17 protein-coding genes are annotated in these 20716 nt (G+C 37.7%); 5 read left to right on the forward strand and 12 right to left on the reverse strand.

The features are described 5' to 3' along the window. Position 1 precedes the first annotated feature (1 nt). The 7 genes from ACOZBY_RS04710 to speB all read right to left on the reverse strand — a co-directional run bounded on the left by ACOZBY_RS04710 (position 2) and on the right by speB (position 6307). Positions 2 to 1504 (reverse strand): class I adenylate-forming enzyme family protein, encoded by a 1503-nt coding sequence (locus ACOZBY_RS04710; protein WP_422761609.1) that lies wholly within the window; start codon positions 1502 to 1504, stop codon positions 2 to 4. Next, positions 1497 to 1886 carry a MerR family transcriptional regulator gene (locus tag ACOZBY_RS04715; RefSeq protein ID WP_031418470.1) on the reverse strand — a complete coding sequence of 130 codons (390 nt, stop codon included), beginning with the start codon at positions 1884 to 1886 and terminating at the stop codon, positions 1497 to 1499. The genes ACOZBY_RS04710 and ACOZBY_RS04715 overlap by 8 nt, the downstream gene beginning before the upstream one ends. 219 nt (positions 1887 to 2105) lie before the next feature. Then, on the reverse strand, positions 2106 to 3773 hold the full coding sequence (argS, locus tag ACOZBY_RS04720; RefSeq protein ID WP_422761664.1) for an arginine--tRNA ligase: 1668 nt from the start codon (positions 3771 to 3773) through the stop codon (positions 2106 to 2108). After that, positions 3773 to 4204 (reverse strand): DUF1934 domain-containing protein, encoded by a 432-nt coding sequence (locus tag ACOZBY_RS04725; RefSeq protein ID WP_012292715.1) that lies wholly within the window; start codon positions 4202 to 4204, stop codon positions 3773 to 3775. The genes argS and ACOZBY_RS04725 overlap by 1 nt, the downstream gene beginning before the upstream one ends. Positions 4205 to 4358: 154 nt before the next feature. Then, on the reverse strand, positions 4359 to 4991 hold the full coding sequence (yidC, locus tag ACOZBY_RS04730) for a membrane protein insertase YidC (RefSeq protein WP_012292714.1): 633 nt from the start codon (positions 4989 to 4991) through the stop codon (positions 4359 to 4361). Positions 4992 to 5015: 24 nt separating this feature from the next. Next, positions 5016 to 5291 carry a hypothetical protein gene (locus ACOZBY_RS04735; RefSeq protein ID WP_031418464.1) on the reverse strand — a complete coding sequence of 92 codons (276 nt, stop codon included), beginning with the start codon at positions 5289 to 5291 and terminating at the stop codon, positions 5016 to 5018. Between the two features lie 143 nt (positions 5292 to 5434). Then, complete coding sequence (speB, locus tag ACOZBY_RS04740; protein ID WP_012292712.1) at positions 5435 to 6307, reverse strand: agmatinase; 873 nt, start codon at positions 6305 to 6307, stop codon at positions 5435 to 5437. 319 nt (positions 6308 to 6626) lie between these two features. Here speB and ACOZBY_RS04745 point away from each other — a divergent pair, with 319 nt between their 5' ends. Next, positions 6627 to 8681: a transglycosylase domain-containing protein gene (locus ACOZBY_RS04745; RefSeq protein WP_036218165.1), complete on the forward strand. Its 2055-nt coding sequence runs from the start codon at positions 6627 to 6629 to the stop codon at positions 8679 to 8681. Between the two features lie 356 nt (positions 8682 to 9037). On the opposite strand, the gene ACOZBY_RS04750 is transcribed toward ACOZBY_RS04745, so the two are convergent. After that, positions 9038 to 9556, reverse strand: a complete 519-nt coding sequence (locus ACOZBY_RS04750) for a YwhD family protein (RefSeq protein ID WP_012292710.1) — start codon at positions 9554 to 9556, stop codon at positions 9038 to 9040. Between the two features lie 145 nt (positions 9557 to 9701). Between ACOZBY_RS04750 and ACOZBY_RS04755 the strand changes: the two genes are divergently transcribed. After that, a complete protein-coding gene (locus tag ACOZBY_RS04755) occupies positions 9702 to 9887 on the forward strand; it encodes a 2-hydroxymuconate tautomerase (protein ID WP_012292709.1) in 186 nt (61 codons plus the stop codon). A gap of 189 nt (positions 9888 to 10076) precedes the next feature. Next, positions 10077 to 10637, forward strand: coding sequence for a class A sortase (locus tag ACOZBY_RS04760; RefSeq protein ID WP_232900810.1), 561 nt, complete (start codon positions 10077 to 10079; stop codon positions 10635 to 10637). Between the two features lie 43 nt (positions 10638 to 10680). On the opposite strand, the gene ACOZBY_RS04765 is transcribed toward ACOZBY_RS04760, so the two are convergent. From ACOZBY_RS04765 to ACOZBY_RS04775, 3 genes are all read right to left on the reverse strand, one after another. Continuing rightward, positions 10681 to 15852, reverse strand: coding sequence for a collagen binding domain-containing protein (locus ACOZBY_RS04765; protein WP_422761613.1), 5172 nt, complete (start codon positions 15850 to 15852; stop codon positions 10681 to 10683). Positions 15853 to 16225: 373 nt separating this feature from the next. After that, positions 16226 to 17533, reverse strand: a complete 1308-nt coding sequence (locus ACOZBY_RS04770) for an HD domain-containing protein (RefSeq protein ID WP_422761615.1) — start codon at positions 17531 to 17533, stop codon at positions 16226 to 16228. A gap of 158 nt (positions 17534 to 17691) precedes the next feature. After that, on the reverse strand, positions 17692 to 17919 hold the full coding sequence (locus tag ACOZBY_RS04775) for a DUF1450 domain-containing protein (RefSeq protein WP_008179127.1): 228 nt from the start codon (positions 17917 to 17919) through the stop codon (positions 17692 to 17694). A 237-nt stretch (positions 17920 to 18156) separates the two neighbouring features. Between ACOZBY_RS04775 and ACOZBY_RS04780 the strand changes: the two genes are divergently transcribed. After that, positions 18157 to 18807: an RsfA family transcriptional regulator gene (locus ACOZBY_RS04780; RefSeq protein ID WP_025115432.1), complete on the forward strand. Its 651-nt coding sequence runs from the start codon at positions 18157 to 18159 to the stop codon at positions 18805 to 18807. Positions 18808 to 18841: 34 nt separating this feature from the next. On the opposite strand, the gene ACOZBY_RS04785 is transcribed toward ACOZBY_RS04780, so the two are convergent. Then, entirely contained in the window at positions 18842 to 19678 is an 837-nt protein-coding gene (locus tag ACOZBY_RS04785) for a lipoate--protein ligase family protein (RefSeq protein WP_012292704.1), read from the reverse strand. A gap of 155 nt (positions 19679 to 19833) precedes the next feature. Here ACOZBY_RS04785 and hemQ point away from each other — a divergent pair, with 155 nt between their 5' ends. After that, positions 19834 to 20583 carry a hydrogen peroxide-dependent heme synthase gene (gene hemQ / locus ACOZBY_RS04790; protein ID WP_031418454.1) on the forward strand — a complete coding sequence of 250 codons (750 nt, stop codon included), beginning with the start codon at positions 19834 to 19836 and terminating at the stop codon, positions 20581 to 20583. Positions 20584 to 20716 lie beyond the last annotated feature (133 nt).

The raw sequence follows: 20716 nt of genomic DNA on the forward strand, positions 1-20716 counted from the left end.
GCTATCTCACCTCTTGTCCTTTCAAAGATTGCTTTAAAATTTTGCCTGAGGCATTCCGTGGTAGCGCTTCCACTTTTTCAAAAATACGTGGTAATTTATACTTAGCAAGCCGCCCCTCTAAAAAATCTTTTAGAGCATCTTCATCAATATCCTGTTTAGCCGAATAAACAGCCTTCACTGTCTCACCCCATTGTGGATGTGGAACACCAATTACTGCCGCTTCAAATATCCCCTCAAAGCTTAAAAGGCAATCTTCTATTTCTTTCGGGTAAATATTGACTCCACCAGAAATAATCACATCTTTCTTTCGATCAACAATCCAAATAAAACCGTCTTCATCCATACGAGCGAGATCCCCTGTTTTTAACCAGCCGCCTATAAATGCCGCATTGGTTGCCACTTCATCTCTGTAGTAACCGAGCATATTACCCTCACCAAATAAAACGATTTCCCCTACTTCTCCTGCTGGTACATCTTCGCCATGGTCGTTAACAATACGTATCTCTGTACCTAAAGGTGCACGTTGACCAATACTCCCAGCCTTTTCTTCATGCTCCTTACCAAAAAGCAATGATCCACTTGGCCCCGCCTCTGTTAATCCATAAACACATGTTAAATTAGTTGTGCAGAATGACTGTTGAATAAAACGAACTTCGTTTTCGGATAACGGTGCTCCTCCATATACCCACCATTTCATAGAGGACAAATCAGCTGATTGCAATCTTGGCATCTGTGCTGTTAATAAATAAGCAACAGGTGCTCCAAAAAAATGGGTCGTTTTTTCCTGTTCAATGGAATCCATCAATAAGTCTGGCGTGAAAGTTGGTGTTAATACATTTGTAGAACCTACAAGTACACCTGCCATTAAGAATAAATGTAATGGTGCGGAATGGGTTAATGGCATCATCAGCAATATACGGCTTTCAGGCTTGACCTCCATTTCAACTGCAATCATTTGCGCAACCGTTAAAATATTTCGATAGCTAAACAATACGCCCTTCGGTTTCCCAGTTGTACCTGATGTGTACAAAATAGTCGAAGCATCATCCTCGTTTAACTGACATTCAATCGTATGAGCACTGGCACTTTGAATCATTGTTTCATACTGAAGCCAGCCCGCTACTTGCTGCCCTGTTTTAATTTTCAACGGGATTACGGCAATATGCTGGACTGCCGCAAAAATGGCTTCATGAGCAATAATTGCTTTTGCCTCAGCATGCTGTGCCACATACTCTACTTCTTGTAATGTAAACTTAGCATTGACCGGAACGACAATAGCACCCATTCGCTGAATAGCAAAATAGCTCACGACAAACTCTACAACGTTAGGCATAAAAATCAGAACTTTATCTCCCTGCCTTACACCCTGTTCTAATAAAGCATGACTAAAACGGGTCACTTGCTCATCTAAATCATGATAGGTCACTCTTCTACCATGACAAATAACAGCTTCCCTTTTTGGATACTTACGGGCATTACGTGCTAATAAATCGGAACTATTCATCGTGCATCTCTCCCCTTAAAGTCGTTAATTTTTCATTAAACATGCCATGCATTTGTTGTAATTCATTTCTCATTTGCGTAAGCTCAGCTATTTTACTATCAATCTCTTGAATTTTTTGCTCTCCGTATTCAACGGTTCGCTCCAATTGCTGAATCCCAGAGCGATCAAAGTCAAAAAGTAACACCATCTCCTTGATTTCCTCCAGTGAAAAGCCGTAACGCTTTCCTCTTAAAATAAGCTTGAGCTTCGCTAATTCTTTTTTCGAAAAGGTTCGTTGATTCGTAGATGAACGTTGAGGACAAAGAAGACCAAGCTCCTCATAATAACGAATTGTGCGTGTGGACACATCGAACTCCTGAGCCACCTCCTGAATCGTCTTCATAATCGTCTCCCCCCTCCTATATGGCATCAGTATACCATTGACGTTAACGTTAACTTCAACAAAATTTTCGCAATTAACAGAAAAATATAGTTCGAAGCAGAAATTTCAGGGTTAGCCGAAACTTTTGTATATCTATCTGCCATTTTTTAATGGTGTTAACCACTTTTATCCATTAAAAAAGCCCCTAACATTTTACCTGTTAGGGGCCAAAATTGATTATTACATTTTTTCTGGTGCTGATACGCCGATTAAACGAAGTGCATTGGCAATTGTTGTACGAACAGCCGTAATTAATGCTAAGCGAGCTTCTGTTAGCTCTTTGTTTGAAGCATCTAATACTTTTTCTGCATTATAGAAGCTATGGAAAGCAGCAGCCGTTTCTTGAATATAGTTTGCGATACGATGTGGTGTACGGTGTTTCGCCGCGTCAGCAACCACTTGTGGGAAATCGCCTATCTTTTTCAGTAAATCAATTTCTTTCTCAGCTGTTAACAGGGTAAGGTTTTCACTTGTAGCAGCAAAACCTTGTTCATTGGCTGAACGTAAGATTGATGAAATACGTGCATGTGCATATTGTGCATAATACACTGGATTTTCATTGGATTGCGATACAGCAAGGTCAAGGTCAAAGTCCATATGAGAATCGCCTGCTGTTTTTACGAAGAAGTAACGAACAGCATCTAAACCAACCTCTTCCACAAGCTCACGCATTGTTACTGCATTTCCTGTACGTTTAGACATTTTGAATTTCTCACCATTTTTATAAAGCTGAACCATCTGAATTACTTCTACTTCCAATGTATCGCGATCATAGCCCAGTGCTTGAATGGCAGCTTTCATACGTGGAATATAGCCGTGATGATCAGCTCCCCAAATATTGATTAATTTATCAAAGCCACGGACAATTTTATCTTCATGATAAGCAATATCTGGCGTTAAATATGTGAATGAACCATCGTTTTTAATTAATACACGGTCTTTATCATCACCAAAAGTTGTTGAGCGGAACCAAGTGGCACCATCCTCTTCAAACACATGACCATTTGCTTTTAATTTATCTAATGCCACTTCAATTTTCCCGTTTTCATAAAGAGAAGTTTCAGAATACCAGACATCAAAGTTCACACGGAAGTTTGCTAGGTCTGTTTTTAATTTGTCTAATTCTAACGCTAAACCATGCTGACGGAAGAATGCAAAACGTTCTTCATCTGATTTTGCTAGGATTGCATCACCATGCTCCTTTGCTAGCTTGCCAGCAATTTCTATAATGTCTGGGCCATGATAACCGTCTTCTGGCATTTCAGCATCCAATCCTAGTGCCTGCTTATAACGAGCTTCTAATGAGTAAGCCAGATTATTAATTTGGTTCCCTGCATCATTAATATAGTACTCGCGAGAGACACTGTAGCCAGCCATATCTAATACATTACATAATGAATCTCCAACAGAGGCACCCCGTGCATGTCCTAAATGAAGATCTCCTGTAGGGTTAGCCGAAACAAACTCTATTTGAATCTTCTCCCCTGCGCCGGCATTTGAACGACCATAGTCATTACCTTGCTCAAGCACCTGTGTAACTACCCCTGCCAGGAAATCTTTACGGACTGTAATATTCATAAAACCAGGACCGGCAATATCAATTTTTTCAATATCTGTTCCTGCAGTATCTAGGTTTTCTAAAATAGCTTCTGCAATAGCACGAGGTGGCTTCTTCGCTAGCTTTGTTAACTGCATAGCAATGTTTGTTGCATAATCACCATTTGCTTTATCCTTTGGTGTTTCCAGGTGAATCATTAATTCTGTGTCGGCCTCCACTAAGCCAGCCTTTTTAACGGCTTGAGCCAACGCTGCTTTTATAGCCTGTTGTACTTGTTCTACTGCGTTCATCATTGTACCTCCGTAAATGTAATATCTAATGTATAATTGCCAACGGATTGCCCACCCATTAGTAAATCGTACTGTACATGGAAATCTCCGCTTTCTGCCCTGTTCGTAAACGACATTTTCTTCGTATCGATAACGAGTGGCATGGAGCCAAACTCACCTTCATAATGCCCTTTTTGTTGTTCAATTATGTTCAGTGGTAACCGCATACTGACCGCTCCAGCACGCATAATAAGTGCCTTCTCATGGCCTAACTTCATAGTCGTGCGGATGGTTTTATCCTCCTGCACTTCATCATATTTCAAATACAAGCTTCCTGCTTTTTCAAGTAGCTGCCCTTTGAGCCACATTTCATAACTTTCGGATTCTCCATCACTTGGACGAATCGTAGAAATGAGCTTAATGTTTACTTGCGATCTTACTTCGTTCGCCATAACGGACGCTCCCTTTTTAATCTTTTACTATAACCTTTTTATTATAGGATGAATACCAATGTTTTTTCAAGATAGAAGTCAATCAGGGCGAAACTACTAAGGATATTCATGCAATAAAAAATCCTCCCTTCTAAAGAGAGAGGATTTTCGCAATTTATCTATACCATTTTTTTATAATCAATTGCTGAATCATTAATAATAAAGCACTCACAGTCCAATATATAGGAATAATCGCTGGATTAAACAAACTAAAAATTAGAATCATGATAGGATTGATGAACACCAGCACCTTCACATTCATTGGTTGGTTTTTATCTAACGAGAGCCAACTTTGCATGAAATAGATGACACAAGCAATTATTGAAATCCCGATATCCACTGTGCCCAAATTCATCCAAAGAAAATTTTCACTGGCAATCACTGTATCTAGCTTAATCGCATAGTACAGTGAAAATAACACAGGCAATTGAATGATGATTGGTAAACAACCTAATAATGAGCTTTTCAATGAATCTGAAGTTAATTCTTGTATTTTTTGTTGAACCGTTATTTTTTCTGACTCATCATTACTATTCTTCAATTTAGCAGTAAGTACATCTAATTCAGGTTTAATAACTGTCATTAATTCCTTTGAATGCTTTTGGTGCTTGGCCGATTTAATAAAAAGCGGCATAAGTATGACTCTCACCGCAATCGTGATGCTAATGACACCAATTGCATAGCTTCCTGTAAAAGAATGAATGAAATGAATGAAATAAATGATTGGTTGCGTTAAAAAAGTAAACAATGATTCTCCTCCTAGTTTTAAAGTTTAAATAAAACTAGGAGACATACTTTCTTCTTCATTGTTTTCTGACGTTCTTATACATAGAACGAACCACGTTAGCAAAGGTGGAGTCCAAGTATTAGTGATGTCATAATCTACTTCAATCTCTTCATCTTGTATTTCTTGAACCATTAATTTATTGGCGAAATATAGCTGTAAATTAACACAGAAAACGGTTAAAACGAACGAAGCTAATAGCCAAAAATATTCCATTGTGCTCATAAAGATAAATAAATCATTCATGAGAAGAGACCAAATCACAATACTCCTCCTTCCCTTTTTATATATAAAAATTATATTCGTATTGTGAATATTGAGTCAAATAATACCTTTTTCTTATTAAATCGACTAATTAAAAAGTGGGGCTAGCCATAGCTACCCCCATCTAATTGTGTTTATTTAAATTATTTTACCCAGCCTAAAATCATTTCACGCAATAACTTAGAAGCTGTGTTAGCTGTCATTTCAGATGTATCATAAATTGGTGCTACTTCCACTAGATCAAAGCCTACAACATTTACACCGCTTGCTGCAATGGCATGAATGGAAGCTAGTAATTCTTTCGCCGTAATACCACCGCAATCAACTGTACCAGTGCCCGGTGCATGGGCTGGATCTAACACGTCGATATCGATCGTTACGTAAACATTACGACCTGCCAACGTTGGTAGAACTTCCTTTAACGGCTCCAATACTTCAAACTTAGAAATATGCATACCGTTTTCCTTCGCCCAATCAAATTCCTCTTTCATCCCTGAACGAATACCAAATGAATAAACATTTTTTGGCCCGATATGTTCGGCAATTTTGCGAATCGGTGTAGAGTGAGAAAGTGGTTCTCCCTCATACTCCACCCGTAAATCTGTGTGAGCATCAAAGTGAATGATAGCTAGGTCATCGTATTTTGCAGATACTGCTTTCATGACAGGCCAAGACACTAAGTGTTCGCCCCCCATACCAACAGGGATTTTCCCATCAGCTAATAACTTTTCAATAAATTTTTCAATTTCATCTAATGAACGTTGTGCATTTCCAAATGGCAATGGAATATCGCCTGCATCGAAATACTTTACTTCTTCAAGCTCACGATCTAAATATGGGCTGTACTCTTCAAGTCCGATTGATACCTCACGGATACGTTGTGGGCCGAATCGTGAACCTGGACGATAACTTACTGTCCAATCCATTGGCATACCATAAATGACTGCCTGAGCATCCTTATATGTAGGATGACTTTTTATAAATACATTTCCTGAATACGCTTCATCAAATCTCATTGCTAGACCTCCGTTATAAATAAAATATTATTTTGAAAAACAACTTATCTTAAAGTCCATTATTATGGCTTACAGGATTGTAATGAAACCTGTATCCTTTTATCCTCGTATACATTATTGGAACGTCTAGCAAAATTCGATTAAAATCTACAAAGCGTGATTTTCTTGTCGAATGCCAGCGTTTCAAGTAGTACAAAAAAAGTATAGATGTTTTTGAATAAAGTGCAATAGTTTTTAGGTAGAATTTCGATTAAAGATGAATGTTCGAACACATACTAACATTAAGTTCGAAGTTGTGAGAAAACGAGGTGAGAGTCGGATGAAACGAAAAAGCTATCATCGAAAGCAAAAGCGTGTAAAGCGCACACGGAAATCACTTACTTATTTTGTCGCCTTTGCAACTGCAATTGTCGTAGCATTTGTAGCACTACGCATCTATGTTCAAGTGGCTGGTGCACCGCCTTTAACCGTACCTAAAGCCTCCATTTTCTTAGATGAAAATGAGAACCAAATTGGAGACCACTTTACAAATCAACGACGTTATTGGGTTGGCCTCGAAGAGATGTCACCTTATTTAAAAGAAGCAGTAGTAGCTGTTGAAGATAAAGATTTTTATAAACATGGTGGCTTTGACTATTCACGTATTGCTGGTGCGATTTTAGTGGATATTAAAGCTGGAGGAAAGGTACAAGGAGCGAGTACAATTACCCAGCAATATGCACGTAACCTCTATCTTTCTCATGAGAAATCTTGGACACGTAAATTAAATGAAGCTCTGTATGCTTATAGATTAGAAGTTTTTTATGATAAAGACGAAATTTTAGAGGGTTATTTAAATACAGTCTATTACGGTCATGGGATGTATGGTGTTGAAGCAGCCAGTCGATTTTACTTTGGAAAGTCTGCTCGTGATTTAACGCTTGCAGAGGCAGCCATGTTAACAGGTGTACCAAAGGGTCCAAGTATCTATTCGCCAATCGCTAATTTGGACAAGGCTACAAATCGCCAACATGTTATTTTAAAGCTTATGGCAGATCAAGGAGCCATTTCACAAGAAGAAAAAACTCGTGCAGAAAATGAACAACTTGTTTTGAAAAATGATAGTTGGGTAGCAACCAAATCTGTTGCCCCCTATTTCCTAGATGTTGCTTGGCAAGAAGCGAGTGAAATTTTAAAATCAAAAAACCTGGATATTAGTGAGGGTGGCTGGACGATTCAAACGACCTTGAATCTTGAACATCAAAAAGCAGCCGAAGAAGCAGTGGCAAAAAACATGCCTGCTAATGACCTTCAAACAGCCTTTGTTAGCATGGAATCTAAAACAGGTGCTGTCACGGCATTAGTAGGTGGACGTGACTATGCAGTAAGTTCTTTTAACCGTGTGACACAGGCTAAACGTCAACCAGGTTCTACTATTAAGCCTATTTTATATGCGGCTGCTTTAGAAAACGGATACACTCCACTTACTTTTTTAGATGTGGGTGAAACAACATTTACTTATGATAACGGACGAGGAACATATGCCCCTAAAAATGTGAATGGGCAGTTTGCTGATCATGATATGACTATGGCACAAGCTATTGCAATTTCAGATAATATTTATGCTGTGAAGACATTAGAGGACATTGGCTTCAAGGAATTTCACGATATGGCGAACCGTTTTAATGTTGGAATTGGTGCAAAGGATAATTTATCAATAGCACTTGGCACAATCGAAACAACGTTATATGAAATGACAAATGCCTACAATGTTTTAGCTTCACAAGGGCAGCAAACAACTCCGACGGCAATTGTATCCATAAAAAATGCTAATGGAGATGTGATTTATGAAAACAAGGGTGTTACGAAAAAGTCGGAGACCGCTATTTCCAAAGAGAATGCATTTATCTTAACGGAAATGATGACAGGTATTTTTGACCCTGTATTCAGCGATTACTCACCTGCAACAGGTATAAGCATTCGCTCACGTATGACCCATACTTATGCAGCAAAATCAGGGTCTACCAATAGCGACCAGTGGCTCATTGGTTTTACACCAAGTCTAACTGCTGGAGTCTGGAATGGCTATGACCAAGGGAAAAATCTAACGACAAAAGAAGATACTGCAGCGACAAAGCAAATATGGATAGACTTTATGGAGGCTGTAAATAAAGGAACAAAAAATGAAGACTTCAAAAAGCCAAAAGGTGTTGAAGGTGTTGTCATTGATATCGAAACAGGTAAATTAGCGACCGATGCTTGTCCTAAACAACGCCTTGTATATATGGAATCTAAGGATGTACCAACTGAAAAATGTACAAACTTCGACATTCTTGACAGTAATACATGGGGAGAATTTTGGAATATGCTTCCATTCTCGATCTTTAAGGACTAAGAAAAACCAGCATTAATCAGGAAACCTTTTTAAACCTAATACGTTTTAAGCTATGAAGGCTCTCGACAAAGTAACAGATATACGAAAAATAAGAAAAGCTTTCTCTTCCCCGGAGACGTGTCCGTGGGAACAGAAAGCTTTTCTTTTTATGGTTTGCGAAGTATGAGCATCATGGGGCATTTGGCTTGGGTTTGGGTTGTTCAAATGCCGCATAGCGCTCATCACTTTCGCGAAACCAAGTGTCCTAGCTTACTAAAATGTAAGCTCTGCCTCAAGTTTACTTTGTTTCAAACTCACTTTCAACCTAATATCGAAAACGATTGCAAAATGTCACAGTTTGTTCAATCATTAAAGGTCTATTCGACAAATAAGTCTTGACGCAATTGCTCGCTACTTCGCTCCCACAGGTCTGGATTAAGTTGTTCTAGGAAAGTAGCTAACACTTTTTTAGACGGTATATCCATATGCTCTACGATAATATGACGCTTCATGGATTTATCCATTTTATTCACATGATCAGCCAAAATTTTATAGCCACGGCGTTTTTCACGGTTCACTACCATTTCACAAGCTGTTATACCAGCATAGTAAGGTCCATCCTCTTTATGATCGATTGTCACCCATACTAGCCAATATGGCTTTCCACCCTCTGAATCAGCACGATCCGTTGTAAATTTAATTCCGCGTTCCACATCGCTACGCGCATGCATAGCACCAATCTCAACAGATGCTGTACCCTCTTCGATATCTATAATGACTGGCGATACATTTTCTAATGAAAGCGAGCCAATCCCAAACCCCTTATGTCCATCGGTTGGATCATTTTTTATAATAGTAAAGCCCATTTTTTGTTTTGGTTTTTCTTCGTTTGCCATACTTAAATACCCTCCATTCTGCTATTATATAAGGAAGCATATAGCCACAATTAACCTGGCACGTATGCCTCAATGCAAGTAAGAAGTTTATACTACTTTCTTATAAACTAACTATACAACATTATTCTATAAAGGAGGCAATATTATGCCATACGTAACAGTTAAAATGCTTGAAGGTCGTACAGAGGAACAAAAACGTGCCCTTGTAAAAGAAGTTACAGAAGCCGTTTCTCGCACAGTGAATGCACCTGCAGAAAATGTAACAGTTTTTATTGAAGAAATGTCTAAAAACCATTACGGCGTTGCAGGCGTTCGTTTAAGTGATAAATAAATTGAACTTGGGTAGAGCCATCTAATGCTCTACCCATTTTTAAACTTTTCAGTATTACATAATTATGGCTAGGATGTGATGTGATTAATGAAAATGAATAAACTTAAACTGACCTTACTCCTATGCGTGCTTATCATCGGCCTGTTACTAATATTTATCACACCTATTCAAAATAAGATGATCGCACGGATGAGTGACAAATTAAATGCAGTTGAATACAGCACAGACGATATCAAAAAGAACAACCAGCTTGATGCAGATTTTGAGTTCGAAGCTGTGCAATCACTGTCCATCGCCGAGGTTCTCCAAGCCCAAATAAAGGCTAGTAAAATGCCCGTTATTGGCAGTATCGCCGTACCTAGTGTCCATATGCAACTTCCTATTTTGAAGGGGGTAGGCAATGCTGTTCTTGCTATTGGAGCAGGTACAATGAAGCCTAATCAACAACTCGGTCAAGGGAACTATGCTTTGGCAGGTCATTATTTTGAAGAGAAAGATATTTTATTCAGTCCCCTCTATCAAGCGCAAATTGGCGATATCATTTATGTTACAGACATGAGTAATGTCTACGAGTATAAATTAACGACTAAAAAAATTATTGCAGCAACCGATGTTTTCATCTTGGACGATATCCCCAACCAGACGACGTTAACCTTGATTACTTGTGCAGAAAAAGGCTCCAAACGACTGGCCTTACAGGCAGATTTTGTGCAAAGCTATTCTTTAGAAAATGCCAAAGGAACCTTTTAAATCATACAAAAAGCGCCATCACTATAAGATGGCGCTTTTTTGATTATATCTCTGTTGTACGGCGACGCAAGAACCATATTGACCCAGCTACAAGCAGTAAACCAACAAATACAAGAGCTGTTTGATTGGCTCCATCTGTTTGCGGTAATTTACCTTGTGCTCTCAACTGTGCTTCTAAGCGCTCTGCATCCGCTTTAATTTTATTGATATCAATAGCTTGAGCTACCTCAGTTTGCTCATCTTTTGATAGCTTACTATATTTATTCAGGAAATCTTTATAAGCATCTAACGTATTTTTAGTTACGTTTGATGGATTATACGGTGGTAATTGTTTCCCTTGATCAATAACATTTTGTGCTGAAGTGCCACCCTTACCAGGAGTTGTAGGTTTGTTTGTATCTGGTTTGGGATTGCTTGGCTCAACCGGCTTCTCTAAATCTGGATTTGGTTTATTTGGACCGATTGGTTTCCCCGGATCCGGGTTTGGTTTGTTTGGATTAACCGGCTTCTCTGGATCTGGATCTGGATTTGGCTTATTTGGCTCAACCGGCTTCTCTGGATTTGGCTTGTTTGGGTCAACCGGTTGCCCTGGCTCTGATGTTGGATGATCCGGATCAGTTGTAGGATTTGTTACAGGTGGTGTAGGCTGGATTTTAGCCTCACAAGTATTACCTACCTCGACTGTCCCAATGATTGTACTTCCATTCTCTTTCACAATATATTTACCAGGCTTTATGAATGAATTACTTATTGTAATTTGACCTATATTATTTGTTATAAATTCTTTAGTACCACTTTCTTCTACCACTTCACCATTTTCATCTGTAAATGTTACTTTAACACCTTCACGAGGCTGACCATACATATTGTTAATGGTTAATGTGAAAATTGGACAAGCTGGAGCAATAGGCAGTTCTACTTTACAAATTTGTTTATAAGAAACTACAATTTCACCCAAATACACTTTGTTGTCATAAACATTATACTTACCTGCCGGTACATCTTTAGAAACAAATGTCATGCTACCATCAGCTTCAATCACTGTTGAAATAACGTTACCTTGTTTATCTTTAATAACAACGTCTTTTCCAGCCTTAATTAGGACATTACTTTTATCCTTTAACTCTACTGTAAAGCGCTCGCAGGCTGGTTTTTGCTGAACTTCAGCATGGCAATCAATATTGCTAGAGAATTCCCCAATTTTATTTCCATCCTTATCAAATACACTATAAACACCTGGCTCTAAATCTTTTATCTCTACTTTCCCATCTTTTGTTTCTTCAGTAGCTACCGTTTTGCCATCTATATCTTTAATAGTTACTTTCGTTTTATCTTCTATTAATTCTCCATCAACATCTTTGACCGTTAAATCGAATGTTTCACATTTTGGTGCTTGTATAATTGTAAATTCATAACCACAGCTTTTCTTGTATGTCAGTGTAACTGTACCTAAAAATTGGTTACCCTCATATATTGTGTATTCACCTGGTTTTACACTATTAGTAGGATCATTTGAATGAACAATAAACCTACCTCCTGCGTCAGGAGATACCTTTGTCACTACTGTAGTACCTTGCTTTAATGTTAATTCTAAAATATTTGTACGAATATTACCTTGACCATCTCTCACAACAATTGTGTAGTTTTCACATTTCGGCACTGGTTGAACTACAGCTTTACATCCACCATCATATTTCACTGTTACCTTTCCTAATTCACCTTCAACTGAATGAGATATAGTATACTCACCAGCAGTAAAATGATTAGGTAATGTCACTTTGCCATTTGTTACGTTGTATGGTGCTGTTTCTGTACCATTGGGATCCTTTAATGTAACTGTCCCTGTAGTAATTGAATGACCATCCATATCCTTAATTGCTATTTCGAATTGTGTACAACTACCACCCACTATTGGTGTCGTATTGACAAGTTGTGTTATTAAGTCTGGCTGCTTATTTAGTGTCGTGTTTTCATCTAACTTAAATTTAAAATCAGACATTTTAGTATAACCAGTTGGTGCTGCTACTTCACGGATGAGATAGTCATTGTACGGCACATTTTCAAATGTGAATTCTCCATTTGCATCTGTAGTAGCTGTTTGTATGATATATTCATTTGGTTTTGCGGTTTTTTTAATTAGTTGGAATTCAACATCCGCTAAATTTTCTTTAAATTGACCTGTAGCTGAGTCGATACCAATCTTTTTGAATTTCGCACTGCCTCGTGTTGACGAAAAATCTGATTCAGAGCTACTAAAGCTAAATTTACCCTTAAAGTCACTCTCAGTTTTTTGATTAGCCTTTGTTTGCCCCGTATTATGCAATGTTGCTGTATTTTCTAATGCATCACCCATTTGACCAAAGCCTATTGTTTTATACTGTACTTGATACCCTTTTCGATTTAAATCAGGGAATTCGAGGCTAAAGCCTCCTTGAGTATCAAACTTGACAGTTACCCCTAATTGTAAAGGTGTTTGCCAGGTAGATGCATTTTGAATACCAGTTTTAGATACTGTATATGGTGCTAATAGAATACTACTTTCCAATAACATTAAATTATTACCTGGTAAATCTGTTAAGATGACATTTTGACCTAAATCAGAATGAGATTTATTCACATCTAATGTCCAAGTGATTGTTTCTTTACTTGCGTTTTGTTGTGGTTTATTTTTTGTCACTAAATTGTTCGCTACATTCTCATCAATTTTTACTGGCGTTGATTCCAGCGTAAATTCTTGCGTACCCTTTGTTTTGAATGTGGCATCATTCGTATATACATTCCCTCTTTCAGTAGCCGTATCAGAACCAATACCTAAAATGTGATCGTCATCCATTGTGTTATAACGAACCACATATGCTTGGTAGTTTATGTCTCCTGATAAGGAATCACTGAATGTTAATGTAAAGCCTTTATCTGTTTCAGCTGAAATTGTGTAATTGTTCGGGTCAATCGGTGTAGTACCAATAGTTCCGCCTGTATCACTACCACCTAAATTAGTTAAAGGTAATACTTCAATTGTTCCCGGTAAATACTTATGTCCCTCACCAACTGTATCAATTAAAATAGCTCCATTAATATCCTTTTTATTGATATTCACTTTTACATCCCATGTAAATTGCTGTGTGGAGTAGTCAAACGATCCCGATTTACTGCCATTATTAACAGTAGTTGATTGTGGAATATAGCTCGCAGAAGCTGATTTTTCATATACTTTACCGCCACTTGTCCACTCTGTAGCGGCTGTATTTCCGTACCCTTGCTTTTGTACAGTACCCTCATCACCAATTGCGAAGCTCGTTTGATAAGTGATAGTTGATGTACTACCTGCTGGTACGTTAATACCTGAAATTGTAAAGCCTTTTTTCTTATCTCCACCAATTAGAGTATAAGTAGTTGCTATACCATTAAGCTTTACAGTGTTGTCTATTAACTCATGCACCCCATCTGCAGCACCAGCTGTAAATGTATCTGTTAGTGTTAGGTTGTTAATTGATTTAGTTGGATTATCAGATACAATGTTGACCGTCCATGTAATTACTTTTTTATCAAAATCAACGGTATATGATTTTTTTAATAGGTTTTCAGTAAGTACATAGTTTATATTCTTCTCTTTACCTGAACCGCTTGTCACACTATTATTAAACAGCCCTGCTTCATTTTCATAAAAATCCTGTTTAGTATAGTTCGCATCATACACAATTGTATAGGCATCTGAAATATCGTTATCAAAGGTTAATGTGAAGCTTTTAACATTTCCAGCTGCAGGAGTAATAGTAAATCCATTTGTTACTCTATTAGCTTCCGAAACTGTTGTCGCCACATGGCCAGCTGCATCGTTCATTTTATAAACCTTAATGCTTGATGCATCGATTTCGTGAGGACCTTTAATTGTATCTATAACATATGCATCAGATTGATCGATACTTAACAAATTATGATTGTAATCAATATGCCACTTTGTTTCATAGTTTGTATTTTTATCTAACTTTTTATCTAGCGCTTTACCATACGTAATGGTGTGTGTTGCCATATTAGAAGATTCTATTTGTCCATTGTTAGTAAATTGTACCCTGTTATTAAAATTAACTGCACCATCACGTTTATCCGCCTCTAATGTTACAGACGTTTTATACGTAATTTTATATGCATACTTACCAGTCAGCGTACTTTCAATATCGCTCCAACTACCATTTGTCAGAACATTTTTTTCTGTACTTGTTCTCACTCCATTAAGACCAACCTCATATTGATAAACATTCACGGAATTAGCCATAATTTCATGTGATGTTGGCTCGTCTGTTAAAGTTGGATTACTTAATAATTTACCAGCTTCATTAATCCATACCTGCCATTCCATCTCATGATTACCACTTATTGTTGGTGTAGGAGTCCCTATTTTCTCCTTACTTACCTTTTTGTTGCTCGTTGAAGGTAAGAAAGTAAATTTAACTTTAATGATCTCACTACCACCTGTGGCTGCCGGAATTTCCAGATCTTGCTCAATGTCGTCTGAAAGGTTATTAAAACCAGCATTAAATATGATGGTTAATTCCTCTGGTTGAGAGCTTCCTGAGCCGGGCTCCATTCCACTTAACTCTACACGAACTTTATTATCCGTAGTTACATAATTATATGTGATACCGTTTACTGTCTTGCTACCGGTGAATGCCCCATCAAAATCAATTAACGACTGCGGCAATTGGAATTCAAACCAACTCCCGTCTCCCCAAGCTTCTGCTTGACTATCTTGCATTGGCACGGAAAATTTAACCGTGAAGTTAGCAGTTGTATTAGGATCTAATTCTGCACCAAATTCACCTGCTCCAACTGTTTTTTCACCAATTTTCATTACAAATGATAATAGTGAAGCTGGAATTTCTTGAGCAGCCAATGGTGTATGATTCACTGGCAATGTTTTAGCGGGTTCATCATCCACTTTTTCTTCTTCAGGAGCTTGGCCCTCAGGAGCTTGCTCCGTATTTTCATTTTCTTGCGGTGTTGTAGAAAGCTCTTCCTCACCTATGTTATCTTCTGACAACTCTGTGTCATTGCTCACAGGTGTAGATGGATTTTTTTCCATCTCATCAACCGAACCATTGTCATTCACGACTGGTGGTGTCGAAATGTCTTCAGAAGCAAATACTGACAGTGGGCTGAGTAGTGTTTGGAACACTAACAACATGGTCAGCATAGCAATGTTCATTTTTTTTCTCATGACACTCCTCTTTTCTTAATAGATAGAGAGCTTGATTGTTTGCTGCGACGATAGCTTCCTTTCATTTTCAGATAAAGCCTGCCACAAACATTGGTTTCTCTCCTCCCTGAAATTAACTTGTCATTCTTGTGAATAAAAGCCAAATTGTATCCTAACATAGGACATAAGAATTAACAAATTATAAACTTTCCTTTATTTTATTTTAGAAGCATTACTTTTGTGACGCATATAAAAATAAACATCACCACCTTTTATCATTTTTGATACATTATAACTACAAGCGCTGAACAAATTCTAAACAATCATCTAAACATACAAAAAAAGCAGTAAACATCGCTCCTTTGAACGTGTTTACTGCTTTCTATTTCATATTTTATTTTCCGTCTTTTCCTAACAAGGTTAATATTCTCCGTTTAACGGTCGCGTGCGTAGAATCATCTTCTAAAAAATCTAAAGGAAAATATATTTTATGGTCCCTCTTCATCCGTCCTGAAATAGAATCAACAATAATTGATTCACGTGAAAGCTCACGTAGCTCACCATTTTTCATTTCTAAGAAAATCGGCACGCGTACTTCCTCTTCACCAGGTCTGTAAAAATCATAGGGCAAATCAGCCGTTGTATCATGAACAAGATAGTAGTCTGGGTTCAAGTTTGCCTCTTTGAAAAGTTCCTGTAGTTTTTGATATTTATCAAGCTCGACACCAGGATCTAAATCAATGTATTGGAATAGCTTGCGATTAACAAAGCGGCGACTTAAATCACTTAGAATCGTATCTTCCTCTTGCATCCATAGTTGAAAATATGTAAAAAGAATACTCTCTTCTAAGGCAAGGTAATCTTCGAGCGTAATTGCATTACGGAAAAATGCTAGGAAGTGAGTAGGTTCATGCTTAAATGTATAACCTTCCAAACTTAATTGTTTTACTCGTTTTAAAATTTTATTTAAAATAACCTCTGCACTACGTGACACAGGATGGAAGTAAATTTGCAAGTACATTTGATAGCGGCTCATAATATAATCCTCTACTGCATGCATACCTGTTGCTTTTATGACCACTTGGTTTTTGCGAGGACGCATCACTCTTAAAATCCGTTCCATATCAAAGTGACCATAACTAACTCCAGTAAAATAAGCATCACGTTGTAGGTAATCCATACGATCCGCATCAATTTGGCTTGAAATTAAGCTAATTACTTGTTTGTTTGGATATGTCTTTCCTATTACTTGAGATACCTTTTCAGGAAAATCAGCTGCCACTTTTTTCAGCACAGCATTTACTTCTGTATCACCCAATAAAATTTGTCTTGTATAATATTCATGATCCAGTTCAAAGACATTTTCAAAGGCATGTGAGAATGGCCCATGTCCTAAATCGTGTAAGAGCGCCGCACATAGCACTAAAAGTCGTTCACCTTCATCCCAATCAGCACGGCCAACAAAGATATCATCCACTATACGACGTACAATTTCATATACACCAAGTGAATGACTAAAGCGGCTGTGTTCTGCCCCATGAAAGACTAAAAATGTGGTACCAAGCTGACGAATTCTACGTAAACGCTGAAATTCTCTTGTACCTACTAAATCCCATATCACCTGATCCCTTACATGCACATAACGGTGAACAGGGTCTTTAAATACCTTTTCTTCTTGTAATTTAGCGTTTGCATATGTCATTTGTATAGCACCCCCATTTTGTTATAGTTCTATTATATGCGATAAATCTAGGACTAGCATACTTATTCACATTTTTCTATAGATACTTACAACCTTTTTATTTCTATTGCTATAAATGAACAAAAAGCTTTCTCCAACAAGTAGAGACAGCTTTTTGTTTACTTATTCTTTAATTTTGTTAAAACCTTTTCCATTAGTTCTTCTTCGGTTAATGCAGCAACAGGGCGGCTATTTACAAAGGTAAATGTTTTTTTGCGTCCTGGACCACAATAAGAATGACAGCCAATTTCGATGGTTGCATCAGGATCGATTTCCTTTAATTTTGGAATTAACGTTTTTAAGTTAACGGCCTGACATTCATCGCAAACTTTAAATTCGTTTGCCATTTTGTCAACAACCCTTTCTATATAGTATTTTTCAAACAAAAAATCGCTCGCTCTATGGAACGCATGACCTTCACATATTTAAGTATGCAGCATACGTACAAACCTACAACGGGTATTGTATCGTACTTTTCCCCTTCTATTCAAGCATAATTCCTTTTACATAGATGAATAAAAGGTTAAAAGATTGGTCATGCTAGTCTTAAATAACAAGTACCAAAAAAGGTGGAGGTTTTTAATATGAGTAAAATAAGACAAGATGCTTGGCTAGAAGAAAATGATGAATTGTTAGCAGAGGCGGTAATTCGTCACGTAACGGAGGGGAGTACACAGCTAAATGCCTTTGAAGAAGCTGGTGATGCGTTAAATCGTACTGCTGCAGCCTGTGGTTTCCGTTGGAATGCTGTTGTTCGTAAAGAATATGAAGAACAATTAGCTGAAGCTAAAAAAGAAAGAAAAGAAAGAATGCGAGTGTTAGGAGCTCCTGCAAGACGTCGCACTTCTAGTATGTTTACAGTGAATAGTAGTGCTGCAGAAGGAAAATCAATTCCGCTATCTGCTCTTTCTCTTGATATTGTTATAGCTTATTTACTGCGTTTACAGCATTCTGGTGAAGTAGGCAATGAATCTTCAAAATGGAGACAGCTTGTCCATGTAACATCTGAGAAAAATAAAAAACTAGAGAAAACTATTACAAAGCTAGAAGAAGAAAATCGAGCAATTCGCAAAGATTATGAACAATTCGTTCAAATTATGAATCGTGCTAGACGACTTGTTACGTTAGATGAAGAGGAAGAACGTGTTGCACCTGTTTTTAAAATGGAGAAAAACGGAAATCTAGTAGTAAGTAGTTCTAATTTCCAGCCTGAAAATGGCGATGCGCTTAATTAGCAGCATCGCCTTTTTTATTTTTGTTAATATCAGTCTATTCATGTCGTTCTAGCATTTTAGCATTTCGCTCAAAAACACGCTTTAAATAGAAACCATATAACGTTAATTCTTCGTCATGAAAAGATTCTGGATGTACTTCACCAGCTAAGCGATGAAGTAATTGCTGTAGACGAATAACGACTCCCTCTACAGTTAAGTGTAGATCGACAAGCTCCGATAATGATGCCATGACTTCGGGAACTATTTGTGGATAATTAAATTTCGTCTCTTCCTGTTGTAAGCTTTCCTCATAAAAATCACGAATGAGTGCAGCACGCTGTGAGCCGCTACCTTCTATACATAAATAGATTTGCACAGCTACACCTTGGCGTAAACGTCTTTGTGAAATTCCCGCAAACTTTTTCCCTTCAATACTTAGATCATACGAACCTGGGCAATATGAGCCTACAATTTCATAGGCTTCAATCTTCTCTGCCACCTCTGGAAACAAACCTTTAACGAGGTCAACCATCACATCATAGCCATCATTTATACTTAATGAATCCATTTGTTCAGATAATACAATAGAAATGTTTAAAATTCCTTCATCAAGGACAACGGCTAATCCACCAGAGTTCCGAACGATAGGTTGATAACCTCTTGATTCTAGTAAATCCATTCCCTGCTGTACATATGGTAAACGATGATCTTGGATACCAAGCACAACGGATGCCTCATGGACCCACGTCCGAATAGTTGGGGGTGATACTAATTGTCCAACTAGTTGACACAGCGTATCATCAGTGGCAAAGGATTCTAACGGAGATCGCTGCTTTGCACTAATTGATTGATCATAATAACGCCAAATTGGCTGCTGTAAAATACTTTTCATATTGGTGCTCCTCTAATTCCATCTCTACTCTTTAGCATACATCATCTATAGTTGGTGTCAAATTCGTGAAAAACATTCATGAACTTAGGGAATTTGCACAAACTATGATAAACTAATTTTGAATGGTATTCACTTATAAAGGAGTGTTTTCAATAATGAATGAAGCAGCAATTACGTTAGATGGATGGTACGCTTTACATGATTTTCGCTCAATTGATTGGGCTTCATGGAAGCTCGTTTCTGCTGAAGAACGTCAAGCAGCAGTAGAAGAATTTCTTGCTTATTTAGAGAAATTAAATGAAGCAGATATTGCTAAAACAGGTGCTCATGCCTTCTATGCAATCGTTGGTCAAAAGGCTGACTTTATGATTATGACATTGCGTGAAACGATGGATGAGCTACAAGAGCTTGAAGCAGAATTTAATAAATTAGCCATTGCTGATTTTACAATTCCTACATATTCTTATGTATCTGTTGTTGAGCTTTCAAACTATTTAGCTGGCGAATCAAATGAAGACCCATACCAAAATCCACATGTACGTGCACGTCTATACCCTGAGCTTCCTCGCTCTAAATATGTATGCTTCTATCCTATGGATAAACGCCGTCAAGGAAATGATAACTGGTACATGCTATCAATGGATGAGCGCAAATCATTAATGCGTTCTCACGGCATGATTGGTCGCGGTTATGCAGGTAAAGTAAAGCAAATTATTACAGGCTCTGTTGGCTTTGATGATCACGAATGGGGCGTAACATTATTTGCTGATGACGTTTTACAATTTAAAAAATTAGTGTATGAAATGCGCTTTGATGAAGTTTCTGCTCGCTACGGTGAGTTTGGCGCATTCTTCGTCGGAAACCTACTTGATAACGATAAATTAGTTACATTCTTAACGGTTTAATAATTACAATTAAAAATGTTAAAATGCGAGTCCCCAGTGAGGACTCGCATTTTAAATTTCATTTTCCTCCGCATTTTCGGATTCAAATATTAATATGATAGTATGAATAAAAAATCCGGTAAGTATCATCAGA

This window comes from Lysinibacillus sp. NPDC056220, from assembly GCF_049315265.1.
Classification (GTDB): Bacteria; Bacillota; Bacilli; order Bacillales_A; family Planococcaceae; genus Lysinibacillus; species Lysinibacillus pinottii.

Bases quoted from the DNA above. Each gene is read 5' to 3' on its own strand.
- ACOZBY_RS04710 (WP_422761609.1), bottom strand. From the start codon at position 1,504: ATGAATAGTTCCGATTTATTAGCACGTAATGCCCGTAAGTATCCAAAA.
- ACOZBY_RS04715 (WP_031418470.1), bottom strand. From the start codon at position 1,886: ATGAAGACGATTCAGGAGGTGGCTCAGGAGTTCGATGTGTCCACACGC.
- argS (WP_422761664.1), bottom strand. From the start codon at position 3,773: ATGAACGCAGTAGAACAAGTACAACAGGCTATAAAAGCAGCGTTGGCT.
- ACOZBY_RS04725 (WP_012292715.1), bottom strand. From the start codon at position 4,204: ATGGCGAACGAAGTAAGATCGCAAGTAAACATTAAGCTCATTTCTACG.
- speB (WP_012292712.1), bottom strand. From the start codon at position 6,307: ATGAGATTTGATGAAGCGTATTCAGGAAATGTATTTATAAAAAGTCAT.
- ACOZBY_RS04745 (WP_036218165.1), top strand. From the start codon at position 6,627: ATGAAACGAAAAAGCTATCATCGAAAGCAAAAGCGTGTAAAGCGCACA.
- ACOZBY_RS04750 (WP_012292710.1), bottom strand. From the start codon at position 9,556: ATGGCAAACGAAGAAAAACCAAAACAAAAAATGGGCTTTACTATTATA.
- ACOZBY_RS04755 (WP_012292709.1), top strand. From the start codon at position 9,702: ATGCCATACGTAACAGTTAAAATGCTTGAAGGTCGTACAGAGGAACAA.
- ACOZBY_RS04760 (WP_232900810.1), top strand. From the start codon at position 10,077: ATGAGTGACAAATTAAATGCAGTTGAATACAGCACAGACGATATCAAA.
- ACOZBY_RS04765 (WP_422761613.1), bottom strand. From the start codon at position 15,852: ATGAGAAAAAAAATGAACATTGCTATGCTGACCATGTTGTTAGTGTTC.
- ACOZBY_RS04770 (WP_422761615.1), bottom strand. From the start codon at position 17,533: ATGACATATGCAAACGCTAAATTACAAGAAGAAAAGGTATTTAAAGAC.
- ACOZBY_RS04775 (WP_008179127.1), bottom strand. From the start codon at position 17,919: ATGGCAAACGAATTTAAAGTTTGCGATGAATGTCAGGCCGTTAACTTA.
- ACOZBY_RS04780 (WP_025115432.1), top strand. From the start codon at position 18,157: ATGAGTAAAATAAGACAAGATGCTTGGCTAGAAGAAAATGATGAATTG.
- ACOZBY_RS04785 (WP_012292704.1), bottom strand. From the start codon at position 19,678: ATGAAAAGTATTTTACAGCAGCCAATTTGGCGTTATTATGATCAATCA.
- hemQ (WP_031418454.1), top strand. From the start codon at position 19,834: ATGAATGAAGCAGCAATTACGTTAGATGGATGGTACGCTTTACATGAT.